This window comes from Leifsonia sp. Leaf264, from assembly GCF_001422325.1.
GTDB lineage: Bacteria > Actinomycetota > Actinomycetes > Actinomycetales > Microbacteriaceae > Orlajensenia.
Genome location: NZ_LMMR01000006.1, coordinates 298,543 through 322,718, shown reverse-complemented (window position 1 = coordinate 322,718; position 24,176 = coordinate 298,543). Strand labels below are relative to the sequence as shown.

At 69.4% G+C, this 24,176-nt stretch carries 22 protein-coding genes; 14 read left to right on the top strand and 8 right to left on the bottom strand.

Annotated elements, in window-relative coordinates; genetic code table 11:
- Positions 1-3: 3 nt before the first annotated feature.
- Both ASF30_RS14635 and ASF30_RS14630 read left to right on the top strand, forming a co-directional pair.
- Complete coding sequence (locus tag ASF30_RS14635; protein ID WP_327063140.1) at positions 4-762, top strand: NADPH-dependent F420 reductase; 759 nt, start codon at positions 4-6, stop codon at positions 760-762.
- A gap of 143 nt (positions 763-905) precedes the next feature.
- Complete coding sequence (locus ASF30_RS14630; RefSeq protein ID WP_055908083.1) at positions 906-2,357, top strand: hypothetical protein; 1,452 nt, start codon at positions 906-908, stop codon at positions 2,355-2,357.
- 48 nt (positions 2,358-2,405) lie between these two features.
- Here the strand turns inward: ASF30_RS14630 and ASF30_RS14625 are convergent, their stop codons facing one another.
- Both ASF30_RS14625 and ASF30_RS14620 read right to left on the bottom strand, forming a co-directional pair.
- Positions 2,406-2,693: a DUF1905 domain-containing protein gene (locus tag ASF30_RS14625; protein WP_055908080.1), complete on the bottom strand. Its 288-nt coding sequence runs from the start codon at positions 2,691-2,693 to the stop codon at positions 2,406-2,408.
- A gap of 9 nt (positions 2,694-2,702) precedes the next feature.
- Positions 2,703-4,130 (bottom strand): maltokinase N-terminal cap-like domain-containing protein, encoded by a 1,428-nt coding sequence (locus tag ASF30_RS14620; RefSeq protein ID WP_055908078.1) that lies wholly within the window; start codon positions 4,128-4,130, stop codon positions 2,703-2,705.
- 185 nt (positions 4,131-4,315) lie between these two features.
- On the opposite strand from ASF30_RS14620, the gene ASF30_RS14615 reads away from it, so the two are divergent.
- From ASF30_RS14615 to treZ, 4 genes are all read left to right on the top strand, one after another.
- Positions 4,316-5,107, top strand: a complete 792-nt coding sequence (locus tag ASF30_RS14615) for a transglutaminase-like domain-containing protein (protein WP_055908075.1) — start codon at positions 4,316-4,318, stop codon at positions 5,105-5,107.
- Positions 5,108-5,260: 153 nt separating this feature from the next.
- Complete coding sequence (locus ASF30_RS14610; protein WP_055908072.1) at positions 5,261-6,307, top strand: Gfo/Idh/MocA family protein; 1,047 nt, start codon at positions 5,261-5,263, stop codon at positions 6,305-6,307.
- A 77-nt stretch (positions 6,308-6,384) separates the two neighbouring features.
- Positions 6,385-8,805 (top strand): malto-oligosyltrehalose synthase, encoded by a 2,421-nt coding sequence (gene treY, locus ASF30_RS14605; protein WP_235480343.1) that lies wholly within the window; start codon positions 6,385-6,387, stop codon positions 8,803-8,805.
- On the top strand, positions 8,802-10,589 hold the full coding sequence (gene treZ / locus ASF30_RS14600; protein ID WP_055908067.1) for a malto-oligosyltrehalose trehalohydrolase: 1,788 nt from the start codon (positions 8,802-8,804) through the stop codon (positions 10,587-10,589). Before treY ends, treZ begins: the two co-directional genes overlap by 4 nt.
- On the opposite strand, the gene ASF30_RS14595 is transcribed toward treZ, so the two are convergent.
- Positions 10,573-11,664: a carboxylate-amine ligase gene (locus tag ASF30_RS14595; protein WP_055908064.1), complete on the bottom strand. Its 1,092-nt coding sequence runs from the start codon at positions 11,662-11,664 to the stop codon at positions 10,573-10,575. The two genes, treZ and ASF30_RS14595, sit on opposite strands and share 17 nt — an antisense overlap.
- 179 nt (positions 11,665-11,843) lie before the next feature.
- On the opposite strand from ASF30_RS14595, the gene ASF30_RS14590 reads away from it, so the two are divergent.
- Complete coding sequence (locus tag ASF30_RS14590) at positions 11,844-12,215, top strand: TFIIB-type zinc ribbon-containing protein (protein ID WP_055908061.1); 372 nt, start codon at positions 11,844-11,846, stop codon at positions 12,213-12,215.
- 17 nt (positions 12,216-12,232) lie between these two features.
- On the opposite strand, the gene ASF30_RS14585 is transcribed toward ASF30_RS14590, so the two are convergent.
- On the bottom strand, positions 12,233-12,940 hold the full coding sequence (locus ASF30_RS14585) for a type 1 glutamine amidotransferase domain-containing protein (protein ID WP_055908057.1): 708 nt from the start codon (positions 12,938-12,940) through the stop codon (positions 12,233-12,235).
- Between the two features lie 60 nt (positions 12,941-13,000).
- Positions 13,001-14,248 carry an MFS transporter gene (locus ASF30_RS14580; protein ID WP_055908053.1) on the bottom strand — a complete coding sequence of 416 codons (1,248 nt, stop codon included), beginning with the start codon at positions 14,246-14,248 and terminating at the stop codon, positions 13,001-13,003.
- Positions 14,249-14,407: 159 nt separating this feature from the next.
- Between ASF30_RS14580 and ASF30_RS14575 the strand changes: the two genes are divergently transcribed.
- Complete coding sequence (locus tag ASF30_RS14575; protein ID WP_055908050.1) at positions 14,408-14,860, top strand: MarR family winged helix-turn-helix transcriptional regulator; 453 nt, start codon at positions 14,408-14,410, stop codon at positions 14,858-14,860.
- A gap of 47 nt (positions 14,861-14,907) precedes the next feature.
- Here the strand turns inward: ASF30_RS14575 and ASF30_RS14570 are convergent, their stop codons facing one another.
- The 3 genes from ASF30_RS14570 to ASF30_RS14560 all read right to left on the bottom strand — a co-directional run bounded on the left by ASF30_RS14570 (position 14,908) and on the right by ASF30_RS14560 (position 17,336).
- Positions 14,908-15,777: an NAD-dependent epimerase/dehydratase family protein gene (locus tag ASF30_RS14570; protein ID WP_055908047.1), complete on the bottom strand. Its 870-nt coding sequence runs from the start codon at positions 15,775-15,777 to the stop codon at positions 14,908-14,910.
- A 57-nt stretch (positions 15,778-15,834) separates the two neighbouring features.
- Entirely contained in the window at positions 15,835-16,176 is a 342-nt protein-coding gene (locus ASF30_RS14565) for a DUF7882 family protein (protein ID WP_055908044.1), read from the bottom strand.
- 140 nt (positions 16,177-16,316) lie between these two features.
- Positions 16,317-17,336, bottom strand: coding sequence for a VOC family protein (locus ASF30_RS14560; protein ID WP_055908042.1), 1,020 nt, complete (start codon positions 17,334-17,336; stop codon positions 16,317-16,319).
- Between the two features lie 262 nt (positions 17,337-17,598).
- On the opposite strand from ASF30_RS14560, the gene ASF30_RS14555 reads away from it, so the two are divergent.
- The 6 genes from ASF30_RS14555 (at position 17,599) to ASF30_RS14530 (ending at position 24,147) form a co-directional block, all read left to right on the top strand.
- A complete protein-coding gene (locus ASF30_RS14555; RefSeq protein WP_082467833.1) occupies positions 17,599-18,618 on the top strand; it encodes a fumarylacetoacetate hydrolase family protein in 1,020 nt (339 codons plus the stop codon).
- Positions 18,615-19,622 carry a cyclase family protein gene (locus ASF30_RS14550; RefSeq protein ID WP_055908040.1) on the top strand — a complete coding sequence of 336 codons (1,008 nt, stop codon included), beginning with the start codon at positions 18,615-18,617 and terminating at the stop codon, positions 19,620-19,622. Before ASF30_RS14555 ends, ASF30_RS14550 begins: the two co-directional genes overlap by 4 nt.
- 32 nt (positions 19,623-19,654) lie before the next feature.
- Positions 19,655-20,788, top strand: a complete 1,134-nt coding sequence (locus tag ASF30_RS14545) for an FAD-dependent monooxygenase (RefSeq protein ID WP_055908038.1) — start codon at positions 19,655-19,657, stop codon at positions 20,786-20,788.
- On the top strand, positions 20,785-21,867 hold the full coding sequence (locus tag ASF30_RS14540) for an amidohydrolase family protein (RefSeq protein WP_055908035.1): 1,083 nt from the start codon (positions 20,785-20,787) through the stop codon (positions 21,865-21,867). The genes ASF30_RS14545 and ASF30_RS14540 overlap by 4 nt, the downstream gene beginning before the upstream one ends.
- On the top strand, positions 21,864-22,838 hold the full coding sequence (locus ASF30_RS14535; RefSeq protein WP_055908033.1) for a fumarylacetoacetate hydrolase family protein: 975 nt from the start codon (positions 21,864-21,866) through the stop codon (positions 22,836-22,838). The genes ASF30_RS14540 and ASF30_RS14535 overlap by 4 nt, the downstream gene beginning before the upstream one ends.
- Before the next feature lie 67 nt (positions 22,839-22,905).
- Positions 22,906-24,147: an MFS transporter gene (locus tag ASF30_RS14530; RefSeq protein ID WP_055908030.1), complete on the top strand. Its 1,242-nt coding sequence runs from the start codon at positions 22,906-22,908 to the stop codon at positions 24,145-24,147.
- Positions 24,148-24,176: the final 29 nt, after the last annotated feature.

Below are 24,176 nucleotides of genomic sequence, written 5' to 3'. Positions count from 1 at the left end.
TGCATGTTATTCCCGGCGCGGCCAGATTGTTTCGCGAGATTTCGGATGCGACTGCCAGCTTTCCCCGACCTGGGAACACGACCGGCGCATCCGTGGTTCGATCTCGACATGACGACAATCGGAATCATCGGAGCAGGACACATCGGCAGCCAGGTCGCGCGCGCGGCCATCACGGCGGGCTACGACGTGGTCATCAGCAATTCGCGCGGACCGGAGACCCTCGCTGATCTCATCGCCGACCTCGGACCCAAGGCCAGGGCGGCCACGGCGACGGATGCCGCAGCAGCGGGCGACGTCGCCGTCGTGACTGTGCCGCTCAAGGCGCTCGAGGCGGTACCCGTCGCCCCGCTCGCGGGCAAGATCGTGATCGACACCAACAACTACTACTTCGAGCGCGACGGCCACATCGCCTCGCTCGACGACGGGGTCGACACCGTGTCCGGCCTGCTGCAGGCCCACCTCCCCGAGAGCCGGGTGGCCAAGGGCTTCAACCACATCAAGTTCTCAGACATCACGACCGACGGAACCCCTGCCGGCACACCGGGCCGCCGCGCCCTCGCCACGGCAAGCGACTTCGACGATGCCGCCCAGTTCGTCGAGCGTCTCTACGACGAGATCGGCTTCGACACCGTCAACATCGGACCGCTGTCCGAGAGCTGGAGGGTCGAGCGCGACCAGCCGGCCTACGTCATTCCGCAGAACCGCGAGGAGCTCGTCGCGAACCTGGCGAAGGCCGAGCGGGCGACGTCCGCCGCAGCCTGACGGTGGCACTGAGGAACGGGGCAGGCCCATCAGGGCCTGCCCCGTTCCTCGCGTCAGCGCATTGCGGCACGGCTGCCGCCGGAGGACAATCGCTCCCGTTCTCAGAACACTGAGCACTGCCCTACCCGAAGGTCAGGTTCGCCATGGACTATGCGAAGCGCCGAGCCGCGAGCAAGACGAAGATCGATCAGCTGCGTGCCCGGATCCGGGCGCTCCGAACTCAGGCCGGCCCCTCCGGAGGCTCCGCGAGCGACCCGTCGTCTCCCTCTCCCGGGAGCGACCAGGCGAGTGCGGCGATCGCCGCCCTCGAGCTCGAGCTCACCACCGAGCTCGATGCCCGCAGCGACGAGTACCTGCACCACGTCGGATCGCGCACCTGGCGCATCTTCGTCGGCATCGCCGGTTTCCTGATCGCAGCGGCCGCCTTCACCATGTCGACTGTCCCCACGATCGTCATGCAGCATCTCTGGTCCGCCGCGGCTGCCACGGTGCTCACCCTCGGGCTGCTGGCGATCATCTCCAGGCTCACCCAGCCGCGAGGCCTCATCGGCGTGCTGATCGGCAAGGACGGACGATTCTCCACCTCGTCCTTCCAGGCCTGGATCTGGACCGTCGTGCTGGCGTGGGCCTTCATCTACCTGGTCTTCGTCGGCGTGCTCACCGGGCACTGGGTTCCGGCCGAGGCGCTACCGGCCGGCACGGACGGCCTCCCGATCAGCGCTGACTACCTGCTCCTGCTCGGCGGCCCGTTCGCCGCTCTCGTTCTCGTGCAGCAGATCGACTCCTCGAAGGTCGCTGCCGGCGACCTGCAGAAGGTCCCGACAGGGGAGCCGCAGATCAAGGACCTGGTGTCGAACGACGCCGGGACGACGGACCTCATCGACACCCAGTACCTCGTGTTCAACACGATCGCCGTGGTCGTGTTCGCCGTGCTGCTGTTCGCGAACTCGACGCGGCTGCCCGATCTGCCCGAGGCCATCGTCATCCTCACCAGCGCGTCAGCACTGGGCTACGTGGGCAAGAAGGCCGTGCAGAAGAACTCGCCCAGCATCCTCACCATCGTGCCCGACACCGGATCGGGGATTCCGACGGTCGGAGCGCGGGTGCGGGTGCGTGGCACCAACTTCATCCCACCGGGAGCCGATGTCGACGAGAAGCACGCCCACGTCTGGGTCAGGTTCGGAACCGTCGTGGTTCCGGCCATCGAGACCGATGGTCAGCGGCCGGCGCTCTCGCCGAGCGAGATCATCGTCGACGTCCCGGCACCCCCGGAGGACGGCCTCGACAGCCGGCTCGTCGACGTCGTGGTGGTGACGGCTGCCGGCGTCGAGACCGACCCGTACCAGCTGCAGATCGTCACCCCGTTCGCCGACGCCTCGATAGCCCTCGAGGCCGACGGCACCCTGGCCATCACAGTCGAGGAGGACGTGCCGGAGGGCACCAGGGTGCGTGTCGGCATCGACGGCTACGTCGAGGAGACGGCGACCGAAGCCGATCATCGAGCCATCGCCATCGTGCCGGCGGGAGTGACCGGCGCCCAGATGGTGCGCATCTCCTATGCCGGGTCGACGACGACGAGGCTCATCAACCTGTAGTCGGGCCGCATCCGGGCAGCGGATGCAGCACCCGCTACGTCTCGCTCCTCACAGGTCGAGCACCTCGAGGTCTATCGTCACCTCGTCGTCGGGTTCGATGCGCTCGGCCCTGCGCACGGCCTTCATGATCGGCAGCACGTAGGTGTCGGCCAGAGGGAAGATCGACGTGGACCACGTCGTGCGCCCGACGCCGACTCTCACCTTGACGGCTCCGAAGCCGCGCGTCATCCGCGGGACCTCGGCGATGTCGGCGCCCATCTCCTCGGGCAGGCTCACGAAGTACCAGTTGGCGCGCGCCTCCCATTCCCAGAGCGGCGCGGTGAAGTGGAATCGCATGCCTCGAGGCTACGCGCGCCCGCCGACCTCGACGCGTTCCGGCATCCGCCCGCGTGAGAGCAGGCGTTCGATGCCGAGCAACGGGATCGGCGCCCACGTCGGGCGGTTGCGCGTCTCGTACACGGCCTCGTAGACGGCCTTGTCGAGCTCGAAGGCGTCGAGCAGCTGACGGTGCTCGCGCAGGTCGTTGCCGGAGGCCTCGATGTAGCCGTCGACGAAGGCGCGGCGTGCGTTGTGCGCCCAGGCCTTGAGGGCTGAGACCCGGCGTTCCGGGTGGTCGGCCTTCGTGGAGCCGGCCACGTAGTCGAAGGATCGCAGCATTCCGGCGATGTCGCGCAGCACGAGATCGGGCTGGACCCGTTCGTTCATGGGACGCATCGGCTCACCCTCGAAGTCGAGCAGCACCCATCCCCGATCGGGAACGCTCAGCACTTGGCCGAGGTGGAAGTCGCCGTGGATGCGCTGCATCGACGGCCACGGCACCTCCTGTGCGGCGTCGAAGACCGCCTCGATCTCCGCGCTGTGCTCAGCGATCTCCGGTACCTCGGCGAGGGCGACGGCCAGTCGCTGGTACCAGCTCATGGTGATGGCCACCATGTCTCCGGGGCTCGCCGGTCGAGTGGGGAACAGGTGCGAGAGCGAGCTGTGCACGACGGCCGTTGCGACACCGAGGTCGTGCGCTTGGCCGCTGAACTCCTCACCGGATGCCGCGGCGTCGAGTGCGACCCGCCACGCGTCCTGCACTCCGGGCAGGAACTCCTGGGCGAAGGCGAGGTGTCCGCTGGCGCGGCCCGATGAGCGCCCGGTGTCGTCCCACTCGCCGGTGACGTGACCGATGCTGCGCGGGACATGCGGTGAACCGGAATCGGCGAGGGCCGTCTGCAGCGTGACATCGGGGTTGGCGCCGTGGTGCAGCTGACGGAACACCTTGCAGATCACGCTGGTGCGATCGCCCGGTCCCTCGTAGATGATCGAGGTGTTCGACTGCTCGCCGCTCAGCACCGTCGACGTCATCGCCGCGTCGTCCAGGCGCGGGTTGTCGGCCCGCGCCGCGGGAACCGAGCTGTGGCCGACGGCATCGACGGCCTCGACCGCATCCGGGACCGCCGTCTGCTCGCCGACGATCATGCGCAGCAGAGCTCGGGCGTACACCGGATCATGGGGGCCGTCGTAGGCGTACTCACCCGACTCAATGCGCCCGATGAGATGGCGGCCTCCTCCGGGCAGGAGCGTCTGCCTCAGCGTGATCGGCACCTGGTAGAGCGTCGGCGGTCGTGAGGCGTCGTCCATGAGGAGGAGGGTGCGCACCCGTACGCCCTCGGTGTCGCTCGGCAGGTCCCAGGCGCCCAGACGGCGCAGTTCGGGAATGCGGGCCTTGCCGCCGTACCAGCGCTGCCTCGTCATCCAGTCGGTGAGGCACGCCAAGGTGCTGTCCATACTGCGACGCTAGGGCCGCCGGCCCCCGCTGTCGAGGGGCTTGTCCGCGCCCGACCCGATGTGTCATCCAAGCGGGGTCACCGGAGTCGACGCACGGGCACCGGGCCGGATAGCTGTGATGATGGGACAGTGCCGCTCGGCACGGCACCGTCCCCGTCGCACCTCGTCGCACCAGGAGACCCCAGATGCAGCGCACAGCCAACGCCCACCTCCGCCTCCAGATCCTCGACCCGGCTCACCTCGCGTTCATCGTGGCGGCAGCAGAGGGCAACGAACGCACCGAGACCCTGGAATTGAAGCTCGACGGAGCTCCGGTCGAGGCCCGCGAGGTGGTCAGCGGCCACGGCACGCGCATCCACGCCCTCGAAGCCGGACCCGGGGAGCTCACCCTCGACTACGCGGTCACGGTGACGGGCCAGGCCGAGCCGCTCGCCGTCACCGAGCGTTCGCTGCTCACCTACCTGCGTCCGAGCCGGTATTGCGAGTCGGATTCCCTCGGCCCGACGGCCGTCGCCGAGTTCGGCGGCCTGAAGGGCGTCGAGGCGCTCGACGCCGTCAGCTCCTGGGTCGGCAGCCACCTCGCCTACGTTCCCGGCTCGAGCCTGCCGACCGACGGCGCCGAACGCACTCTCCTCGCCCGCCAGGGCGTCTGCCGCGACTACGCCCACCTGGTGATCGCGTTCCTGCGCGCGCTCGACATCCCGGCCCGTCTCGTGGCCGTCTACGCCCCCGGACTCGACCCGATGGACTTCCACGCCGTGGCCGAGGCCTACGTCGAGGGTGCCTGGCACGTCGTCGATGCCACGGCGCTGGCCCCCCGCCAGTCGCTGGTGCGCATAGCGACGGGTCGCGACGCCGCGGACACGGCGTTCCTCAGCACCTACCGCGGCGCCGTCACCCTCGAGGAGATCTGGGTGAGCGCCGTCGTCGACGAACTGCCGTTCGACGACGTGCGTGAACTCGTGCAGCTGCGCTGACCCTGCCCGAGTTTGCAGGATGAGACCCGACGCAGGCGCATATCGCAGGCGAACCGCGTCTCATCCTGCATTCGTCGGCCCAGGATGCCGCACACCGCGTGGTATCCATGAAGATGCCGCGTGCTCCCAGCGCGGCCGCGAACAGGAGCCGCCATGACCACCACCCCGCCCATCCGCACGGCCGTCATCGGCTTCGGCACCTCGGGGAAGGTCTTCCACGCTCCGTTCGTCTCAGCGAACCGCGAGTACTCCCTCGACGTCATCGTGACCTCCAACCCCGAGCGTCGCGCCGACGCCGAGCGCCTGCACCCGAACGCTGTCGTCGTCGACAGCCCCGATGACGTCATCGCCCGCGCCGCCGACCTCGATCTCGTCGTCATCGGCTCCCCGCCCGAGGCCCACGCCCCCCTCGCCGAGGCGGCGCTCGCCGCCGGGCTGTCGGTCGTGGTCGACAAGCCGTTCGCCGTCACCGCGGCCGAAGGACGCGCGCTGATCGCCGCGGCTGCGGCATCCGTCGGCACCCTCACCGTGTTCCAGAACCGACGCTGGGACGGCGACTTCCTCACGCTCCGGCGCCTCATCGACGACGGCGAGCTCGGCACGGTGCGCCGCTTCGAGTCGCGCTTCGAGTGGTGGAAGCCGGCACCGCCCGCCACCTGGAAGTCCAGCACCGCTGCGGCGTCCGGCGGCGGCATCCTCTACGACCTCGGCACCCACCTCATCGATCAGGCGCTCACCCTGTTCGGTCCGGTCGACGACGTCTACGCGGAGGTGCGCACCCTCCGCGAGGGCGCCGGTGCCGACGACGACGCCTTCGTCGCGCTGACCCACGCGTCCGGCACCATCTCGCACCTCTGGATGAACTCCCTCGCCGCCCAGTTCGGCCCGCGCTTCCACGTGCTCGGCTCCGACGCCGGCTACACCTCCTGGGGCCTCGACCCGCAGGAGGCCGCGCTCAAGGGCGGAGGTTCGCCGACGGATGCCGGTTTCGGCGAGAAGCCCGAGAGTGGCTGGGGCGTCCTCGGCCTCGAGGGCGCGACCCGTCGTGAGCCGACGGATCGCGGCGACTACGCCGGCTTCTACAGGGCGCTGGCCGACACCATCCTGCGCGGTGCCCCCGTTCCCGTCGACCCCGCCGACGCCGTGCGCGTACTGGAGATCATCGAGGCCATCCACGCAAAGGGGGACGCCCAGCGGTGAACTCGTGACACCCTGAGATGACGCCGGTGGAGCCACCGGCGTCGTCACGCCAGCCGGGGTCACAGCAGGGGGAGCGCATGCACGAATCGGATTCGACGTCGGGCGAACGGATGCCGCAGCCGAGGCGCCTCCCGCGCTCCACCTACAGGCTGCAGATCACGCCGGGGTTCACCCTCGACGATGCCGCATCCGTCGTCGACCACGTGAGCTCACTCGGCGCCGACTGGCTCTACCTCTCCCCGCTGCTCACGGCCGAGGACGGCTCGGACCACGGCTACGACGTGACGGATCACACGCTCGTCGACCCGGCGCGCGGTGGCGCCGACGGGCTCGACCGCCTCGTGGCTGCAGCACGCTCGGCGGGACTCGGCGTGCTCATCGACATCGTGCCCAACCACGTCGGGGTGGCGACGCCGTCGGCCAACGCCTGGTGGTGGGACGTGCTGAAGCATGGTCGGGGCAGCCGTTTCGCCGAGGCCTTCGACATCGACTGGGATGCCGCGGACGGCAGGCTCGTACTCCCCGTGCTCGGCAGCGATGACGACGAGGAGTTCGCGGCGATGAGCATCGACGTCGAGGCCGAAGAGCTGGTGTACTACGACCACCGTTTCCCGCTGGCGCCGGGCAGCCTGGAGGGGCGGGGCGGCGATGGACCCGTCGCCGGTGCCGCCGGCATCCGTGCGATCCATGACGGCCAGCACTACAGGCTCGTCGACTGGCGTCGGGCCGACGCCGGGCTGAACTACCGACGCTTCTTCGCCGTGAACACCCTCGCCGGCATCAGGGTCGAGGTGCCGTGGGTGTTCGACGAGTCGCATCGTGAGATCGGTCGCTGGGTGCGGGACGGACTCGCCGACGGCCTGCGCGTCGATCATCCCGACGGCCTCGCCGATCCCGGCCGCTACCTCGCCGACCTCGCCCGCCTCACCGGTGGCGCCCCGGTGTGGATCGAGAAGATCCTCGAGGGCGACGAGACCATGCCGCCCGACTGGGTGACGGCCGGCACCACCGGCTACGACGCCCTCGCCGAGGTCGACAGGCTCTTCGTCGACCCGAGCGGGCGCGAGGCCCTCGACGGTGCCGTCGCCGACATCGAACCCGAGACGGAACCAGTCGACTGGGACGACCTCATCCACGGAACGAAGCGCGCCGTCGCCGACGGCATCCTGCACTCCGAGGTGCTGCGGCTGGCCCGCCTGCTCCCGGATGCCGCAGCACGCGGTTCCGATCTCGACAGCCGTGCCGATGCCGTCGGTGAACTGCTGGCCTGCTTCCCGGTGTACCGCTCCTACCTGCCCTTCGGAGCCGAGCGCCTCGAGGCCGCCCGCCTCGAGGCGCGCCGACGCCGACCCGAGATCGCGGCCGCCATCGATGCGGTGGCCGCGGTCCTGGCCGACCCGGCGCATCCGGCAGCAGTCCGCTTCCAGCAGACGTCGGGCATGGTGATGGCGAAGGGCGTCGAGGACACCGCGTTCTACAGGTTCACCCGGCTCACCTCGCTCACCGAGGTCGGCGCCGATCCCAGCGAGTTCTCGATCGACACGGCGACGTTCCACCAGCGCCAGGCTTCGCGCCAGAGCGGTTACCCGGCGTCCCTCACCACCTTGTCGACGCACGACACGAAGCGCGGGGAGGACGTCCGCGCGCGCATCTCGGTGCTGTCGGAGTGGACCGACGGCTGGACGCAGACCCTCGCGGCCCTGCACGAGCGCCTACCGCTCGGCGACGCCGCGTTCGAGAACCTGCTCTGGCAGGCCGTCGTCGGCGCCTGGCCGGCGACACGGGAACGCCTGCAGGCCTACGCCGAGAAGGCGGCCCGCGAGTCGGGCACGTCGACCACCTGGACTGCTCCGGATGCGGCATTCGAGGCGCGGCTGCGCGCAGCCGTCGACGCCGTCTTCGACGACGACGCTGTCGCCGCGATCGTGCGACGCGCCGTCGATGCGACGACTGCCGCCGGCTTCGCGAACAGCCTCGGCGCCAAGCTGGTGCAGCTGACGGCGCCGGGGGTTCCCGACGTCTACCAGGGCAGCGAGCTCTGGGAGCTCTCGCTCGTCGACCCCGACAACCGGCGCCCGATCGACTTCGGTCACCGCCGCGACCTTCTCGCACGGCTCGACGACGGCTGGCTGCCGCCCGTCGACGAGTCGGGAGCGGCCAAGCTGCTGGTGGCGTCCAGGGCGCTGCGCCTGCGCCGGGACCACCCCGGCCTGTTCACCCGCCACCTCGGCCTGCCGGCGTACGGTCGCGCTGCTCCGCACGTCGTCGCCTTCGACCGCGGGGGTGCCATCAGCGTCGTGACCAGGCTCTCCCTGCGTCTCGCCGCAGACGGCGGCTGGCAGGACACCAGCATCCGGCTACCGGATGCCGAACTCGTCGACGTGCTTACGGCCCGCGAGTGGGACGGCGGCGAGATCGCCGTCGCCGACCTGCTGGCGCACTACCCCGTCGCCCTGCTGGCGCCCCGAGCCGTGCTGGCGGGGGAGGGGCGGCGATGAGGCTGGGGGTCTGGGCGCCGGCTGCCCAGACGCTCGTGCTGCGCCTGGACGGCCAGGACATCGAGCTCTCCCGCGACGGCGACGGCTGGTGGCGGCATCCGGTCGAGGTCCCGGCCGGCCTCGACTACGGATTCATCGTCGACGGCGACGGACCGCTGGCCGATCCGCGTTCGCTGCGGCAGCCGGACGGCGTGCACGGGCTCTCGCGCACCGTCGACCTCACCCCGCCCCCTGCCGAGAGCGACGGTGGGGACGGCTGGCGGGGCCTGCCGCTCGAGGGCGCCGTCATCTACGAGCTGCACCTCGGCACCTTCACGAGCGCAGGCACCCTGGATGCCGCTGTCGACCACCTCGATCACCTGCGCTCGATCGGAGTGGACTTCATCGAGCTGCTGCCGGTGAACGCCTTCAATGGCGAGTACGGCTGGGGCTACGACGGCGTGCTCTGGTTCGCGGTGCACGAGCCGTACGGAGGGCCTGACGCCTACAGGCGGTTCGTCGCCGCGGCGCACGCTGCCGGCCTCGGCGTCATCCAGGACGTCGTGTACAACCATCTCGGCCCGAGCGGCAACGTGCTGCCACGGTTCGGACCGTACCTGCACGAGGACGACGGACCATGGGGGAGCGCGCTGAACCTCGACGGAGCCGACGCCGCCGAGGTACGCCGGTACATCGTCGACAACGCGCTGCTCTGGCTGCGGGACTACGGCATCGACGGGTTGCGACTCGATGCCGTGCATGCACTGCACGACACCAGCCCGACGCACATCCTCGCCGAGATCGCTGCGGCGACGGATGCCCTGGCCGCCGACCTCGGGCGTCCCCTGCACCTGATCGCCGAGTCCGACCTGAACGACCCCGTCATGATCGAGCCGCGTCCGCAGGGCCACGGTCTCGCGGCGCAGTGGAGCGACGACTTCCACCATGCACTCCACGTCGCCCTCACCGGCGAGGTCACCGGGTACTACGCCGACTTCGCCGGCCTGGCGTCGCTCGAGAAGGTGCTCACTCGCGGCTTCTTCCACGACGGCAGCTACTCGTCGTTCCGCGGGCGTGAGCACGGGCATCCGCTCGACGTCGAACTCACGCCGCCGTGGCGGCTCGTCGTGAGCGATCAGAACCACGACCAGATCGGCAACAGGGCACGTGGCGACAGGCTCGCCGAGACCCTCGACGACGGCCAGCTGGCCATAGCCGCCGCAATCACGCTGCTCGGCCCGTTCACCCCGATGCTGTTCATGGGCGAGGAGTGGGCGGCGTCGACGCCGTGGCAGTACTTCACCTCCCACCCCGAGCCCGACCTCGGTGCAGCCGTCGCCGATGGCCGCATCTCCGAGTTCGCGCGCATGGGCTGGGACCGCGCGCTCGTGCCGGATCCGCAGGATCCGGCGACGCGCGAACGGTCGGTGCTCGACTGGGAAGAGCTCGCGCACGGGCGTCATGCGCGCCTGCTGGAGTTCTATCGCGCACTCGCGAGACTGCGCCGCACCGAACCGGCCTTCAGCAGCCCGGTGCCACCGGTGGTGTGGATCGCCGGCGGGGGAGCATCAGTCCTGACCATGCGTCGCGGCGATGTGGTGGTGGCGGTGAACTTCGCGCCCGAGCCGGCACCGGTCGAGGTGCCGGTGGGGACGGTGCTGCTGGCCTTCCCGGATGCGGATGCGGATGCGGATGCGGACCCGCATGCCGATTCGGATGCGGATGCCGTATCGACCCCGTCCGATTCGCCCACGACGCTCGCGGCCCACTCCCTCATGGTGGTGCGGGTCACACCGGGGCGGTGACGCTCTCCCGCAGCAGGCGCGCCAGGCCGGCGATGCCTCCTGCCCGCATGGCGGCACGTTGGCGATGGGCCCCGGTCCCCTCGCGCAGGAGGCGGGCCGTGCCGGCAGCGACGAACTCGCGATCACCCTCGGCGTCGAGCTGGTCGGCGATGTAGCGCTGCAGGCTGTCGATGGCCTCGCGCGCGTCGATCATCCTGCCCGAGATCGGATCGAGCTGGCGGTTGCGCAGGCCGTCCCGCGCCGACTGCCAGAGTGCGTTGTCGAGCAACTCCGGCGCGATGTCGACGGCCTGGGTGCCCACGGGCTCGGCGAGGGCCGTCGTCACGAGTCCGCGCACTATCGCGGCGAGCAGGAGCGTGTCGTCGGTCGTCAGCTGCGCGTCGCAGACGCGCACCTCCAGGGTCGGCACGTGCTCGGAGAGGCGCGCATTCCACATCACCATGCCGGTGTCGAAGGTGCCGCCGACGCCGACGACCGTGCGCAGCCGTCGCTCGTAGTCCGCCGCGTCGGCGAACACCGGCGGACACCCCGACACGGCCCACCGGCGCACGACGATGCCGCGCCAGCTCTCGAAACCGGTGTCGACGCCACGCCAGAACGGCGAGTTGCCGCTCATGGCCTGCACCAGCGGCATCCACTGGCGGATGCGGTTGAGCCCGCGCACGCCGGCGTCGCGATCGGGAACGGCGACGTGCATGTGCAGGCCGTTGATCTGGTGGTCGGCGATGATCTGGCGGTACTCGCCCACCACGCGTTCGTAGCGGTCGTCCTCGGTGATCGTCGGGTACACCGGCGCCTCGTACGGCATGCCGACGCTCGCCGCGATCACGTCGAGGTTCGCGGCGCGTTCGGCCATCTCGTGCCGGAATCGATCGAGGGCGACGGATGCCTCGGCCAGGGTGCCGAACACGGCCGAGGTGTGCTCGACCTGCGAGGCGAGGTACTCGTGATTGACGATCCCCGACCAGGCCGGCTCCTCCACCAGCGCCTCGTGCACGTGCGTGCCGACGTCGACAGGCCGAAGAGTATCCGGATCGAGGAACATGAACTCCTCTTCCACCCCGAACGTCGCCATCGATGTCTCCCCTCGGGCCGCGGCACAACGCAGGACCGTGGCGGAATGATCGCACATGGAGCCGGAGCGTGGCTGTGATTCTCGGAAGATTTCGGGGGTGATCTTTGGGTATGAGGCGCATCCGGGATCTGCACAGGAACGATTCCTAGGCTCGGATCATCCGTCGAAGGAGGATGCGAATGCAGTGCCCGAATGACCAGTCCGTGCTCGTGATGAGCGAACGTGGTGGTGTCGAGATCGACTACTGCCCCACGTGCCGCGGGGTCTGGCTCGATCGCGGCGAGCTCGACAAGATCCTCGAGCGGGCCGGCGCAGAGCTTCGGGCGGCTCAGGACTACAGGTCGTCGGCGGTGCCGGCGACACCTGTGGCCGCGCAGTCGCAGCCGAGCTGGGGCGAGCAGCAACCCGCGCAGGCCCATGGGCAACAGGGCTACGACCAGCGTGGCCACGACGATCGCCGCTACGACGACCGCGCACGCCAGCAGGCCGGCGACCAGGGCTACTACCGCACGAAGAAGCGGGAGAGCTGGCTCAGCGAACTCTTCGACTGAGTCCGCTGAGGCCGGGCTCAGTCGGCGGTAGCCAGCGCTTCGATCACAGCGGCCGCAACAGCCGCACTCGACTGCGGGTTCTGCCCGCTGATGAGGTTGGCGTCGACCACGACGTGGCTCGACCAGTCGGCGCCGGTCTCGACGACGGCTCCGGCCTCGCGCAGGCGGGTCTCGACGAACCACGGCGTCTTCTCGCCGGTTCCGCCGGTGAGCTCCTCGTGATCGGTGAACACGGTGAGGCGACGCCCGGCGAAGGCGAAGGCACCGTCGGCACCCACGGCCGACAGCAGGGCTGCGGGGCCGTGGCAGAACGGAGCGATGATCGTTCCGGCGGCGTTCGCCTCGGTGAGCAGGCGTCCCGTCGTCGGGTCGAAGGCCAGATCGGTCATCGGACCGTGACCGCCGGGCAGCACGACGGCGTCGAACGCCGACACGTCGATCGTGTCGAGGGGCACGGATGCCGCCAGCTCGGGGGCGATCTCGTCGAGGTAGCCGCGCAGCTCGGCCGCCTTCTCGGCTCCGCCGGCACCGGCATCCGAGAGGCTTCCAGCGTCGACCGTGGGGGTGACCCCGCCGGGCGTCGCGATGGTGATGGTGTGGCCGGCGGCTCGGAGTTCACGGTGGGCGACCACGAGCTCCTCGGCCCAGAAGCCCGTGGGGTGCTCGGTGCCGTCGGTGAGGGTGAGGCTCGTGGCCCCTGTCACGATCATGAGGATGTCGCTCATGGTTTCCGTCCTTTCATTCGCCGGATGCGGCGGGGTGCGTGCGGGGTGTGGTGACGTCGCTCAGGCGACAGCCGGAGTGGGGCGCGTGGGGGATGCCGGCACCTCTACCATTCTGCGCGTCGCACGGCGGGCATCGACGGCGGCGACGGCCATCACGACCACGGCGGCGGCCGTGATGGCGGCGCCGACCCAGAGCGGGGAGGTGTAGCCGAGGCCGGCGCTGATGGCCAGGCCGCCGAGGAAGGCGCCCAGGGCGTTGCCCAGGTTGAAGGCCGCGATGTTGGCGCTCGAGGCCAGGGTGGGCGCCCCGGCGGCGTAGCCCATGATGCGGGTCTGCAGCCCGGGCACAGTGCCGAATCCGAAGCCGCCCATCAGCATGAGCAGCACGACCGTCGCCACGGGGCTGCCGGCGAGCAGGGCGAACAGCACGAGCACGACGGTGAGCGCGATGAGGAAGCCGAGCAGGGTTCCGTCGATCGACCTGTCGGCGAGGCGGCCGCCGATCCAGTTGCCGATGACGAGTCCGGCGCCGAACAGCACGAGCAGCCAGGGCACTGTCGCCGACGCGAAGCCGCTCACCTCCGTGAGCGTGTAGGCGATGTAGGTGAAGGCGCCGAACATGCCGCCGAAGCCGAGCACGGTGACAGCGAGTGAGAGCCACACCTGGCCCGAGCGGAACGCCCCGAGCTCGGTGCGGAGGCTGGGCGCCGCTGGGGAGGGCACCGCGGTGACGGATGCCTCGCCCGCGGCATCCGTCGTCGCACGGGTCGACGGGACCAGCCGCCAGATGCCGACGAGGGCGACGACGCCGATGGCCGCGATCACCCAGAAGGTGGACCGCCAGCCGAACTGCTGGCCGAGGAAGGTGCCGAACGGAACACCGAGCACGTTCGCGGCGGTGAGGCCCGTGAACATGATGGCGACGGCGCCGGCCCTGCGATTCGCCGGCACCAGGCTGGCGGCGACGACAGCGCCGATGCCGAAGAAGGCGCCGTGGCAGAGGGCGGCGATGACCCGACCGCTCATCATGACGCCGTAGCTGGGCGCGATGGCCGAGAGGGTGTTGCCGGCGATGAAGAGCACGAGTAGAGCCATGAGCACGGCCTTGCGGGGGAGACGGATCGTGGCCGCCGTGATGCCGAGGGCGCCGACGACGACAGCGAGGGCGTAGCCGGAGATGAGCCAGCCGGCGGCAGCCTCGGTCACCCCGAAGCTCGCGGCGACCTCCGGAAGGAGGCCCATGATGACGAACTCGGTGAGTCCGATGCCGAATCCGCCGATGGCGAGGGCGATCAAGCCTGCGGGCATGCTGATGTCTCCTGTACGAGGTGGGATTCCACGATGGTGGCGTACGCTGTTAGTTGCAGACGCGGTGTATAAATACTTGCACACGCAAATACAACGCGCAAGCAACTAACCTTCCCGACGTCGTCTGGGCGCCGTGGGCACGACAGGATCGAGGACTTCATGGGCATCGCCGACGACGCCGTCGAGGTACGCGCACAGGGCTGGCGCACGCTGGCCGCTCTGCACGGGCTCATCGAGGCCGAACTGGAGCGCGCGCTGGCGGCATCCGTGGGGCTGTCCGTGGTGGAGTACACGGTGCTCGACGCCCTGAGCCGTCAGGACGGCTGGCACATGCGGATGCAGCAGCTCGCCCGAGCCGCTGCCCTGAGCGCCAGCGCCACGACCCGTCTCGTGACGCGGCTCGAGGAGCGCGCGTTGCTGACCCGCGTGCTGTGCGCCGACGACAGGCGCGGCATCTACACCGAGCTCACGGCGGCGGGCCGAGCGCTCTACGAGAGGGCGCGGCCCATCCACGACGACGCCCTCGAGCGCGTGCTCTCATCCGCCGCCGAGCGGCCGGAGCTCGCGCCGATGGCCGAGGCGCTGCACGCGTTCTCGCCGACGGCAGTCTGACGATCGCACCCGGATCGTTGGTCGAGTAGGCCGCGCGAGCTACACGATCAGCGTGTCGCGTGGTCCCGCCACGAGTGCTTCGGCTCGAACCCCAGCACCCGCCGCGCCTTCGCGATCGAGAGCAGCGTGTCGTTCACGCCCAGCTCGCCGTGCACGGGCACGCCGGGGTACACCTCCGCCACCAGCTCGGCATTCGGCCGGCTCATCACGGTGTCGGCTGCCGCGATGATGAAGCGATCGAACCCCGGACCGGCGGTCGTCAGGGCGCGCTCGATCGCCTGGGCGCCGTCGCGGCCATCGATGTAACCCCACAGGTTCCACTTGCGGGCGCTCGCATCCGAATCGAACGACGGGAAGGCGGCATAGTCCTCGGGGTCCATCACGTTCGAGAAGCGGAGAGCCGTGATCGACAGCTCGGGGTCCCAGCGCACAAGCTCGAGCGCCAACTGCTCCTCGAGGTGCTTCACCAGGGAGTAGACGCTCTCGGGTCGCGCCGGGTACTCCTCATCGACGGGGATGTAGGGCGGCGGAACATCGAAGGGCAGGCCGAGAACCGTCTCGCTGGAGGCGTAGACGATGCGCTTGATGCCGAGGCGCTTCGCCGCCCAGAAGACGTTGAAGGTGCCGAGCATGTTGTTGTGGAAGGTGCTGACGTCGCTCACAAGTCCGGGGGCCGGCACGGCGGCGAGGTGAACGAGGGCATCGACGTTGCCACGATCCTCATGACCGTCCGGCTGCTCGGCGAGTCCGGCGATGGCGTCGATCACGGCCCCGAAGTCGCTCAGGTCGACTCTCACGAACCCCGGCCCGCGCTCGCCGTTCTGGTCGAGGTTGACCACCTCGTGACCGGATGCCGCGAGCTCGCGCACCACCGTTCGTCCGAGTTTGCCCGATCCACCGGTGATGACAATGCGCATGGGTCCATCCTGCCGCCCGAAAGGGCAGATTGGTGCAGGCCGCAGGTGAGGCGCCGATCAACCGGCCGTCGGGGCGGTCTCGAGCAGACGGACGTACGTGGGGGCCTCGCTCTCCGGCATCACGATCATTCCGCCCTCGTTGAACGCGCTGGCATCCAGCGCCCGCAACCAGTCACGATTGAGCTCCACTGAGCGCGACCCGTTGAAACGGAATTGCAGCGGGATGGAAGGCGACAGCCAGAGGCTGACCCGGCCCGATCCGATGGCGTGCGAGTTGGTCCAGGACAGGTAGAACGCCTCCTGTCGGCGCAGTCGCACCCCGACCGCCACCCGGACGTGGCTCATGGTGCGGTCGTCCATGTCGTACGCGGTGCCCTCGCCGTAGATCAGCTGTCCCATCTGAAGCAGCCTCGCAGCGGCACGATGCGCCCGGGTACACCCCAAGGGGTGTTGCTGCGGGCGGTTCGCTTCCCCGATCACCGAGCACGGGGCGCCTCAGGTCGATCGACCTGAGGCGCCCCGTGCGTCGAGCGGTGGTTCTACCCGCGACCCTGCTTGGCGTAGGGGTTGATGATGTCGGCGAGGGTGTCGGGGTGCACGCCCTCCTCGGTCGCGCTCGGGCCGTCAGCCGGCGGGAACGACTCAGTCATCGACATCGGCATGGAACCGTTGCGGTAGAAGTTGTTCGACCCCTGCGAGGGCTTCCAGTCATAGGGCTCCCAGTCGGGCACGTAGTTGCGGTAGCCGCCCGTGTTGACCTCGACGCGCATGCCGCTCGGGTCGCGGAAGTACAGGAAGCTCTGCTCTCCGATGCCATGGATCGACGGGCCGTACTCCATGTCGGTGCCGTTCTCCATGAGCACGTCGGCCGCCTGGAGCAGCTCCTCGCGGGTGTCGACCCAGTACGCATAGTGGTTCACGCGACCCGCGCGGCTGGATCCGTCGTAGACGATGCCGAGGTCGTGCGACTTCTCGTTGGTCGTGATGACGCCGAACACCGTGAGCGGCGCCTCGTCGAGTTCGGTGAATGCCATGGCCCGGAAGCCGAGCACGTCGCCGTACCACTGCGCGAAGCCCTTGACGTCGCTCGACGCGACGGTGACGTGGTCGAGCTGGCGGGGTGCCACTGCGTGGCGGCTGCGGCGCTCCGGACGGTCGGGGTAGACCGAGGCGAACTCGCCCTCGCCCTTGTACTTCTCGACGTCCCAGTAGAGCTCCATGGTGTGTCCGTACGGGCCCGTGAACGTGTACGAGCGGCCGTGCCCGAAGCTCTTCTCGCTCCAGGTGCCGGCGTGCCCCGCATCCTCGATGCGCCGCACAGCCTCGTCGAGGGCCTCGTCGCTCGAGGTGCGCCACGCCATCACGGCCAGGGTCGTCTCCGGGCCCTCCGAGATCACGAGGCTGTGGGTGTAGTAGTCGCCCCAGGCGCGGAGGTAGTGCTTTCCATCCTCGGTGTGGATCGTGCGCAGTCCGACCTGCTCTTCGTAGAAGGCGACGGATGCCGCGACGTCGGGGGTCGTGATCTCCACATGGGAGAGGTGGGAGAGGAGTTTGATCATCGTTGATCCTTCGATTCAGGGACGTCGCCAGACGGTCGACTGTCTGCCCCTCAACCATCGCGACCGTCTGACCATCAGGGAAGCTGAATCCGGTGATGCGTTCCATCAGTCTGATTGATGCCGTGGGCCGCAGGAGGGGGGCGCGTCCAGTCATCAATGCGAGTGATGCTGCGCATCAGTCATATGCGCTTCACTGATGGATCGATCGCCGATTGGATGGCCTCACGGCCGCAACGTTGCGCCGCCGTGATCGGAGATCCACGTGACATCGTCGTCGACGGGCCTGACCGCCCCCTTCGCCCTCGCACGCTTCAGTGCGAACGGCCCCAACGGGCTTCCTCTCGAACCGGGCGGACCGCCCAGCCTCGGCCTCGTCGTCGGATCGCGCATCCGTCCCCTGACCGAGAGCGAACTGGGCGCTCCCGACCTCAACTCCTTCCTGGCGGAGGGCCCGGATGCGTGGACCCGCCTCGCCTCGCTGGCTGACGAGGAGCAGGTCGACGGGACAGGCTGGCTCGATCTCGCCGACGTCACCCTGACCGCTCCGGTCGAACCGCGGCAGGTGCTGCAGACCGGAGCCAACTACCGCACCCACGTGATCGACCTCGTGGTGGCCGGGCGCCAGAAGACCGACCCGCGTCCGGTCGAGGAACTGCGGGAGTGGGCGGCGGAGATGATGGACACCCGAGCACGCGAGGGCATCCCGTACTTCTTCATCGGACTCCCGGCGTGCGTCGTCGGCGACGACGTCGAGCTCGTGCTCCCCGCCTACAGCGACCAGCACGACTGGGAGCTGGAACTGACCGTCGTGATCGGCAAGCCCGCCTTCAAGGTCGACCGCGAGCACGCGATGGAGCATGTCGCCGGCTTCACCATCGCGAACGACATCACGACGCGCGACCTGGTCTTCCGCCAGGACATGAAGGAGATCGGCACCGACTGGTACCGCGCCAAGAATGCGCCCGGATTCCTCCCCGTCGGGCCCTTCCTGGTTCCCGCTTCAGCCGTCGCCGATCCCGGGGCACTGCACCTCCGCCTCGACCTGAACGGGGACACGATGCAGGATGCGACGACGAGCGACCTGCTCTTCGACATCCCCGCGCTGATCGCCGGCGCCTCCCAGAACATGCCGCTCCTCCCCGGCGACCTCCTTCTCACGGGCAGCCCAGCGGGAAACGGTGCGAAATGGGGCAGGCTCCTCCGCGATGGCGACGTGATGGTCGCCTCCATCGAGGGGCTCGGCACCCAGACCGTGCGCTGCGTCTCGGACCAGAGCCGATGAGCGCCCCGACCGAAGACCCGACGCAGCTGGATCGCGCCGGTGCGACGGCAGCGGTCACCGCGTCAGCGGAGGCCTTCCGCAACTGGGGCCGCTGGGGGCAGGACGACGTGCTCGGCACCGTGAACTTCATCGACGATGCCAAGCGAGCCGAAGCCGCCGCGCTGGTGAAGCGGGGCGTGAGCTTCTCGCTCTCCCAGCCGTTCGACATGAACGGTCCCCAACTCGGTTGGCGCCGGCGCACGAACCCCGTGCACACGATGCTCGACACGGGAACCGACGCTGAAGCCGGCAAGCAGGGCTTCCCGCACGGCATCGGCGGCGCCGATGACGTGGTCGCGATGCCGCTCCAGTGCTCGACGCAGTGGGACGGCCTGGGCCACATCTTCGACCGGGGATTCGCCTGGAACGGTCGTCGGGCCGGAGACGTCGTCACGAGCGACGGCGACCTCGTGACCGGCATCGAACACATGGCCGCCTCGCTGGTGGGGCGCGGAGTGCTCCTCGACCTCGGACGGTTCCTCCGTCCGGGCAGTGCCGTCGGCGACGGAGAACTGCCCGACGGCTACGCGATCACCACGCAGGAGATCGAGGCGTGCATCGCCGCGCAGGGTGAGAGCAGCAGGATCGGCCGCGGCGACATCGTGCTCGTGCGCACCGGTCGCTACACGCGGGCCCGACGCGAGGGATGGAACGGCTACGCCGGTGGGCCATCCGCCGGGCTGTCCTTCACGACCGCCGGCTGGCTGCACCGCACCGAGATCGCCGCCATAGCGACGGACACCTGGGGGTTCGAGGTGCGTCCGAACGAGTTCGACGACGCCTTCCAGCCCCTGCACCAGGTCGTCATCCCGAACATGGGCCTCACCATCGGTGAGATGTGGGACCTCGACGCCCTCGCGGACGACAGCGCGGCATCCGGGAACTACGAATTCCTGCTCGCCGCGCCCCCGATCCCCATCACCCGAGCAGTCGGTTCCCCCGTGAACCCGATTGCCCTCCGCTAGCCCAGACTCCCAGACCAGAAAGCACGAACATCATGAGCGCAGTTTCACGCGTAGCCATCGTCGGAGGCGGAGCGGCCGGCACGGCAGCGGCCATCCTTCTCGCAGAAGGAGGCGTCACCGTCGACGTCTTCGAGGCGAAGCCCGACGTCTCGGCCCTCGGCTCGGGCATCACCCTGCAGGGGAACGCCCTGCGGATCTTCGACCAGCTCGGCATCTGGGAGCAGGTGAAGGAGGCCGGCTACGGCTTCGACGTGCTCGGACTCCGCACCCCTGGCCCCGAGGCCCGGATCCTGGCCGAGATCCCCGATCAGCGCACCGGAGGCCCCGAGTTCCCGGCGACTGTCGGCATGTATCGACCGGACCTGGCGCGCATCCTCGTCGACCGGGCGACCGAGGTCGGGGCATCCGTTCACTTCGGCACGACCGTCACCGGGATCGCCGGCGACGATGACGGAGTAGACATCACTCTCTCGGATGGCTCCACCGGCCGGTACGGCCTCGTGATCGGCGCCGACGGACTGCACTCCCGCGTGCGCGACCTCATCGGAATCGAGGTCGGCCCGCAGCGCACCGGCATGGGGATCTGGCGCGCCTTCGTGAACCGGCCCGCATCCGTCACCCATACCGAGCTCTACTACGGCGGCCCCTGCTTCATCGCCGGGTACTGCCCGACCGGTGAGGACACGATGTACGCCTACCTCGTGGAGAAGGCGGAGGACCGCTCGGGCGTCACCGACGAGCAGGCCGTCGAGATCATGAGGAACCTGTCGCTGGCCTACCACGGCCCCTGGGACGACTTCCGCGCCGACCTCTCCACGGCGTCGCGGGTCAACTACACCTGGTTCACCCAGCACGTCGTGCCCGACGCGTGGAACCGGGGTCGGGTCGTCATCATCGGCGAGGCGGCCCACAGCGGACCGCCGACCCTGGCGCAGGGCGCCGCGCAGGCCGTCGAGGATGCGGCGGTCCTCGCCGAGCTGCTGCTCGCGGCGGATGTCGTCGACCAGGGCCTCTGGGACGCCTTCCACGCGCGGCGGCTTCCGCGAGCTCGTGAGGTGGTCGAGGCATCCGTGCAACTCGGCACCTGGCTGATCGAGGAGAGACGCGACGCCGACATCCCGGGCCTGATGGGTCGCATCGGCGCACTCGTGAGCGAGCCGGCATGAGCGAGCCGATGCCCGGCGATGTCGCGGGTGCACCCGTCGTCGACGTGCACGCCCACGTGCTCCTCCCGCAGTTGCAGGGCGCCATGCAGGAGCGCGATCCGGCGGGGTTCGCCGCAGCGGGCGAGCTCGAGGCGCGGCGCAACGGTGCCGAGAGCCTGGCCGCGTCGGGAGCGATGATCCGCGAGCGGTTCGCGCGCCTCACCCAGCTGCCGCTTCGCCTGGCGGACATGGACGCGCAGGGCGTCGACGTGCAGCTCGTCTCGCCGTCCCCGTCGCACTACTACCCCTGGGCTTCGGAGACGGATGCCGCCTGGGTCGCACGCGAGGCGAACAGGCTCACCGCCGAACTCGTCGCCAGCGCCCCCGATCGTCTCGTCGGACTCGGACTCGTTCCGTTGCAGCATCCGGAACTCGTCGTCGCCGCCCTTGACGACGCGATGATCGGGCACGGCCTCGCCGGCGTCGAGATCTCATCGAGCGCGGGCGACGTCGAGCTCTCCGACGAGCGGCTCGAGCCGTTCTGGCAGCGCGCCGCCGAACTCGGCGCCGTGGTCTTCCTGCATCCGTTCGGCTGCACCCTCGACGAACGACTCGACAGGTTCTACCTGTCGAACACGGTCGGGCAGCCGGCCGAGAACGCCGTCGCACTGTCGCACCTCATCTTCTCGGGCGTTCTCGACCGCCATCCGGGGTTGCGCATCATCGCCTCCCACGGCGGCGGCTACCTGCCCGGATACATCGGTCGCTCGGACCATGCCTGGACCGTGCGCCCCGAGGCGCACGGATGCCGGGAGAAGCCGACGAGCTACCTGCGCCGGCTCTGGTTCGACTCGCTCGTGCACGACCCGGCCGTCCTGCGGGCCCTCGTCGACGCCGCCGGCCCTGAACGCGTGCTGCTCGGCAGCGACTATCCCTTCGACATGGGCGTCGATGATCCGGTCGAGCGGGTGCAGGCATCCGGTCTGGGCGAGGACGCCGAGCGGGCGATCCTGTCGGGTAACGCGGCTCAATTGTTCCCCGCGCTCGCCGAAATGAAGCAGGCGGCCGGGCACCGGAGAGCAGTGGGGATCCCGCGATGAGGATCGCACGATGGGCCCAGCACGGCGTCACCGCCGATGGCTTCGTGATCGGTGACCACGTCGTCCCGTTCCCCGACGGCGCGACCATGGCCGACGTGCTCGCGGGTGGGCTGGCCGCCGCGCTCGAGCTCGGGGCATCCGCTCACGTCGTCGACGGCATCCCTCTCACCGATGTCTCGCTCCTGGCTCCGCTGGTGCCGGCGAGCATCCGGGACTTCGTGGCCTTCGAGGAGCACGTGGAAGGTGTCACCGCCTCGATCGACGGCGTCAGCGAGGTCGTGCCGGAGTGGTACGAGTACCCCACGTTCTACTTCACCAACCCGCACTCGATCCTCGCCACGGACGAGCTGGTCAGTCCGCCCGTCACCGAGCGCCTCGACTTCGAACTCGAGGTCGGCGCCGTGATCGGCGGCGTTCCGGGCAGTGACGGTGCGAATCTCACGGTTGCGGATGCCGCGGAGCACATCTTCGGCTACCTCGTCTTCAACGACTGGTCGGCCCGCGACGTGCAGGGCCGGGAGATGAAGGTGCGTCTCGGACCCTGCAAGGGAAAGGACTTCGGAACCACTCTCGGCCCGTGGATCGTGACGGCCGACGAGTTCGCCTCCCTGCACGACGACGAGGGCTTCCTCCCTCTCACCATGGAGGTGGCCGTCAACGGGGAGCAGGTGGGGATCGACCTGCTCTCGAACATGGGCTGGCCCTTCGCCGAACTGGTCGCCTATGCCTCCCGCAACAGCCGCGTCGTGCCGGGAGACGTTCTCGGCTCCGGCACTGCGGGAAACGGCGGATGCCTCGCCGAACTGTGGGGCAGGCGCGGCGAGCTCTCCCCTCCTCCACTCGCGACAGGTGACGAAGTCGTCATGCGCGTGGAGGGCATCGGCGAGATCCGGAACGTCGTGGGGGCCGCCGCATCCGTGCCCCCGATCCCACCCGCCAGAATCCGGCCGCGCCTGCGCGTGCGCCCGTGACCCAGACCCCGATCAGCACCCCGTCCGATCGGCCCGTGCAACACCCATCACGATTCCAGGAGATTCAATGACGAACTCATCCATCGGGCGTTCCGCCGCAACCAGGCGCGCGGGCGTCTGGCAGGCAGTGCTCCTCCTCGCCGGCAGCTGCATGCCCGTGCTCGGCGCGGTGCTCATCACGCCCATCCTTCCTCAACTCTCCGAGGTCTTCGGAGCCGAGCCCGGGGCGGCGATCCTCGTTCCGATGATCGTTGCCATACCGGCCCTCATGATCGCCATCTTCGCGCCCTTCGCGGGACAGATCGTCGATCGTCTCGGTCGGAAGAAACTGCTCATCACCGCGATGATCGCGTACGCGTTCGTCGGCACCGCTCCGGCCTACCTGGAGTCTCTGCAACTCATCCTCGCCACGCGAGTCGGCGTCGGTATCACCGAAGCCGCGATCATGACGGTGTGCACCACCCTGATCGTGGACTACTTCCACGAGGAGAAGCGACGCAACAAGTACCTCGGACTGCAGACCGTGGTCACGACTCTCGCGGCGACGGTCTTCATCATCCTGGGTGGCGCGCTCGGCGTCGGCGGGTGGCACACGCCGTTCTGGATCTACGCCCTCAGCCTCGTGATCGCGATCCCGATGATCTTCGGCCTCTGGGAGCCGAGCCGTGTCGACACGACTGATGCGCACGCCGCAGCGACGAAGGTGCCCGTCCCGTGGCGTCGGCTTCGCCTGCCACTCGTGGTCGCGCTGTTCGGCGGTTTCTCCTTCTACGTCATGCTGATCGAGACCAGCTACCTCCTGGTGGCGAACGGCGTCGACGCGTCGAACACCGCGGTCATCGGAGCTGTGGCCGCCGGAGCATCCCTGGTGACCGCAGCCGGTGCGTTGACCTTCCCGAAGCTGGCGGGGCGTGGGCCGCGGTTCCTGCTCCCGCTCGCCTTCGGCCTGCAGGCCCTCGGAATGCTGGTCATCTGGATCATCGGCGGAGTTCCGGGTGTCGTGATCGGCGCTGTGATCGCCGGGTTCGGCTCGGGCCTCCTGCTGCCGTCCATGCTGACCTGGGCGCTGTCCACGATCCGGTTCGAGGAGCGTGGCCGTTCGACAGGCTGGTGGCAGTCGGCGTTCTTCCTCGGCCAGTTCCTCACGCCGATCCTGATCGGAGCGATCGTCGCGGCGGTCGGCGGACTGCCGGTGGCCGTCGGCATCGTGGGAATCGCGTGTGCGGCGGTGGCCGTCGGTCTCGGGCTCGGGCTTCGGCGCACAGCGGTCGAGGCCGCCGAGCCGCAGTTCGCCTCCGCACGACGGTAGGGAATGGCCGGGACCGGGGCGACCCGGTC

Coding starts and splice junctions, on each gene's coding strand:
- ASF30_RS14635 (WP_327063140.1), top strand. CDS start 4: ATGTTATTCCCGGCGCGGCCAGATTGTTTCGCGAGATTTCGGATGCGA.
- ASF30_RS14630 (WP_055908083.1), top strand. CDS start 906: ATGGACTATGCGAAGCGCCGAGCCGCGAGCAAGACGAAGATCGATCAG.
- ASF30_RS14625 (WP_055908080.1), bottom strand. CDS start 2,693: ATGCGATTCCACTTCACCGCGCCGCTCTGGGAATGGGAGGCGCGCGCC.
- ASF30_RS14620 (WP_055908078.1), bottom strand. CDS start 4,130: ATGGACAGCACCTTGGCGTGCCTCACCGACTGGATGACGAGGCAGCGC.
- ASF30_RS14615 (WP_055908075.1), top strand. CDS start 4,316: ATGCAGCGCACAGCCAACGCCCACCTCCGCCTCCAGATCCTCGACCCG.
- ASF30_RS14610 (WP_055908072.1), top strand. CDS start 5,261: ATGACCACCACCCCGCCCATCCGCACGGCCGTCATCGGCTTCGGCACC.
- treY (WP_235480343.1), top strand. CDS start 6,385: ATGCACGAATCGGATTCGACGTCGGGCGAACGGATGCCGCAGCCGAGG.
- treZ (WP_055908067.1), top strand. CDS start 8,802: ATGAGGCTGGGGGTCTGGGCGCCGGCTGCCCAGACGCTCGTGCTGCGC.
- ASF30_RS14595 (WP_055908064.1), bottom strand. CDS start 11,664: ATGGCGACGTTCGGGGTGGAAGAGGAGTTCATGTTCCTCGATCCGGAT.
- ASF30_RS14590 (WP_055908061.1), top strand. CDS start 11,844: ATGCAGTGCCCGAATGACCAGTCCGTGCTCGTGATGAGCGAACGTGGT.
- ASF30_RS14585 (WP_055908057.1), bottom strand. CDS start 12,940: ATGAGCGACATCCTCATGATCGTGACAGGGGCCACGAGCCTCACCCTC.
- ASF30_RS14580 (WP_055908053.1), bottom strand. CDS start 14,248: ATGCCCGCAGGCTTGATCGCCCTCGCCATCGGCGGATTCGGCATCGGA.
- ASF30_RS14575 (WP_055908050.1), top strand. CDS start 14,408: ATGGGCATCGCCGACGACGCCGTCGAGGTACGCGCACAGGGCTGGCGC.
- ASF30_RS14570 (WP_055908047.1), bottom strand. CDS start 15,777: ATGCGCATTGTCATCACCGGTGGATCGGGCAAACTCGGACGAACGGTG.
- ASF30_RS14565 (WP_055908044.1), bottom strand. CDS start 16,176: ATGGGACAGCTGATCTACGGCGAGGGCACCGCGTACGACATGGACGAC.
- ASF30_RS14560 (WP_055908042.1), bottom strand. CDS start 17,336: ATGATCAAACTCCTCTCCCACCTCTCCCATGTGGAGATCACGACCCCC.
- ASF30_RS14550 (WP_055908040.1), top strand. CDS start 18,615: ATGAGCGCCCCGACCGAAGACCCGACGCAGCTGGATCGCGCCGGTGCG.
- ASF30_RS14545 (WP_055908038.1), top strand. CDS start 19,655: ATGAGCGCAGTTTCACGCGTAGCCATCGTCGGAGGCGGAGCGGCCGGC.
- ASF30_RS14540 (WP_055908035.1), top strand. CDS start 20,785: ATGAGCGAGCCGATGCCCGGCGATGTCGCGGGTGCACCCGTCGTCGAC.
- ASF30_RS14535 (WP_055908033.1), top strand. CDS start 21,864: ATGAGGATCGCACGATGGGCCCAGCACGGCGTCACCGCCGATGGCTTC.
- ASF30_RS14530 (WP_055908030.1), top strand. CDS start 22,906: ATGACGAACTCATCCATCGGGCGTTCCGCCGCAACCAGGCGCGCGGGC.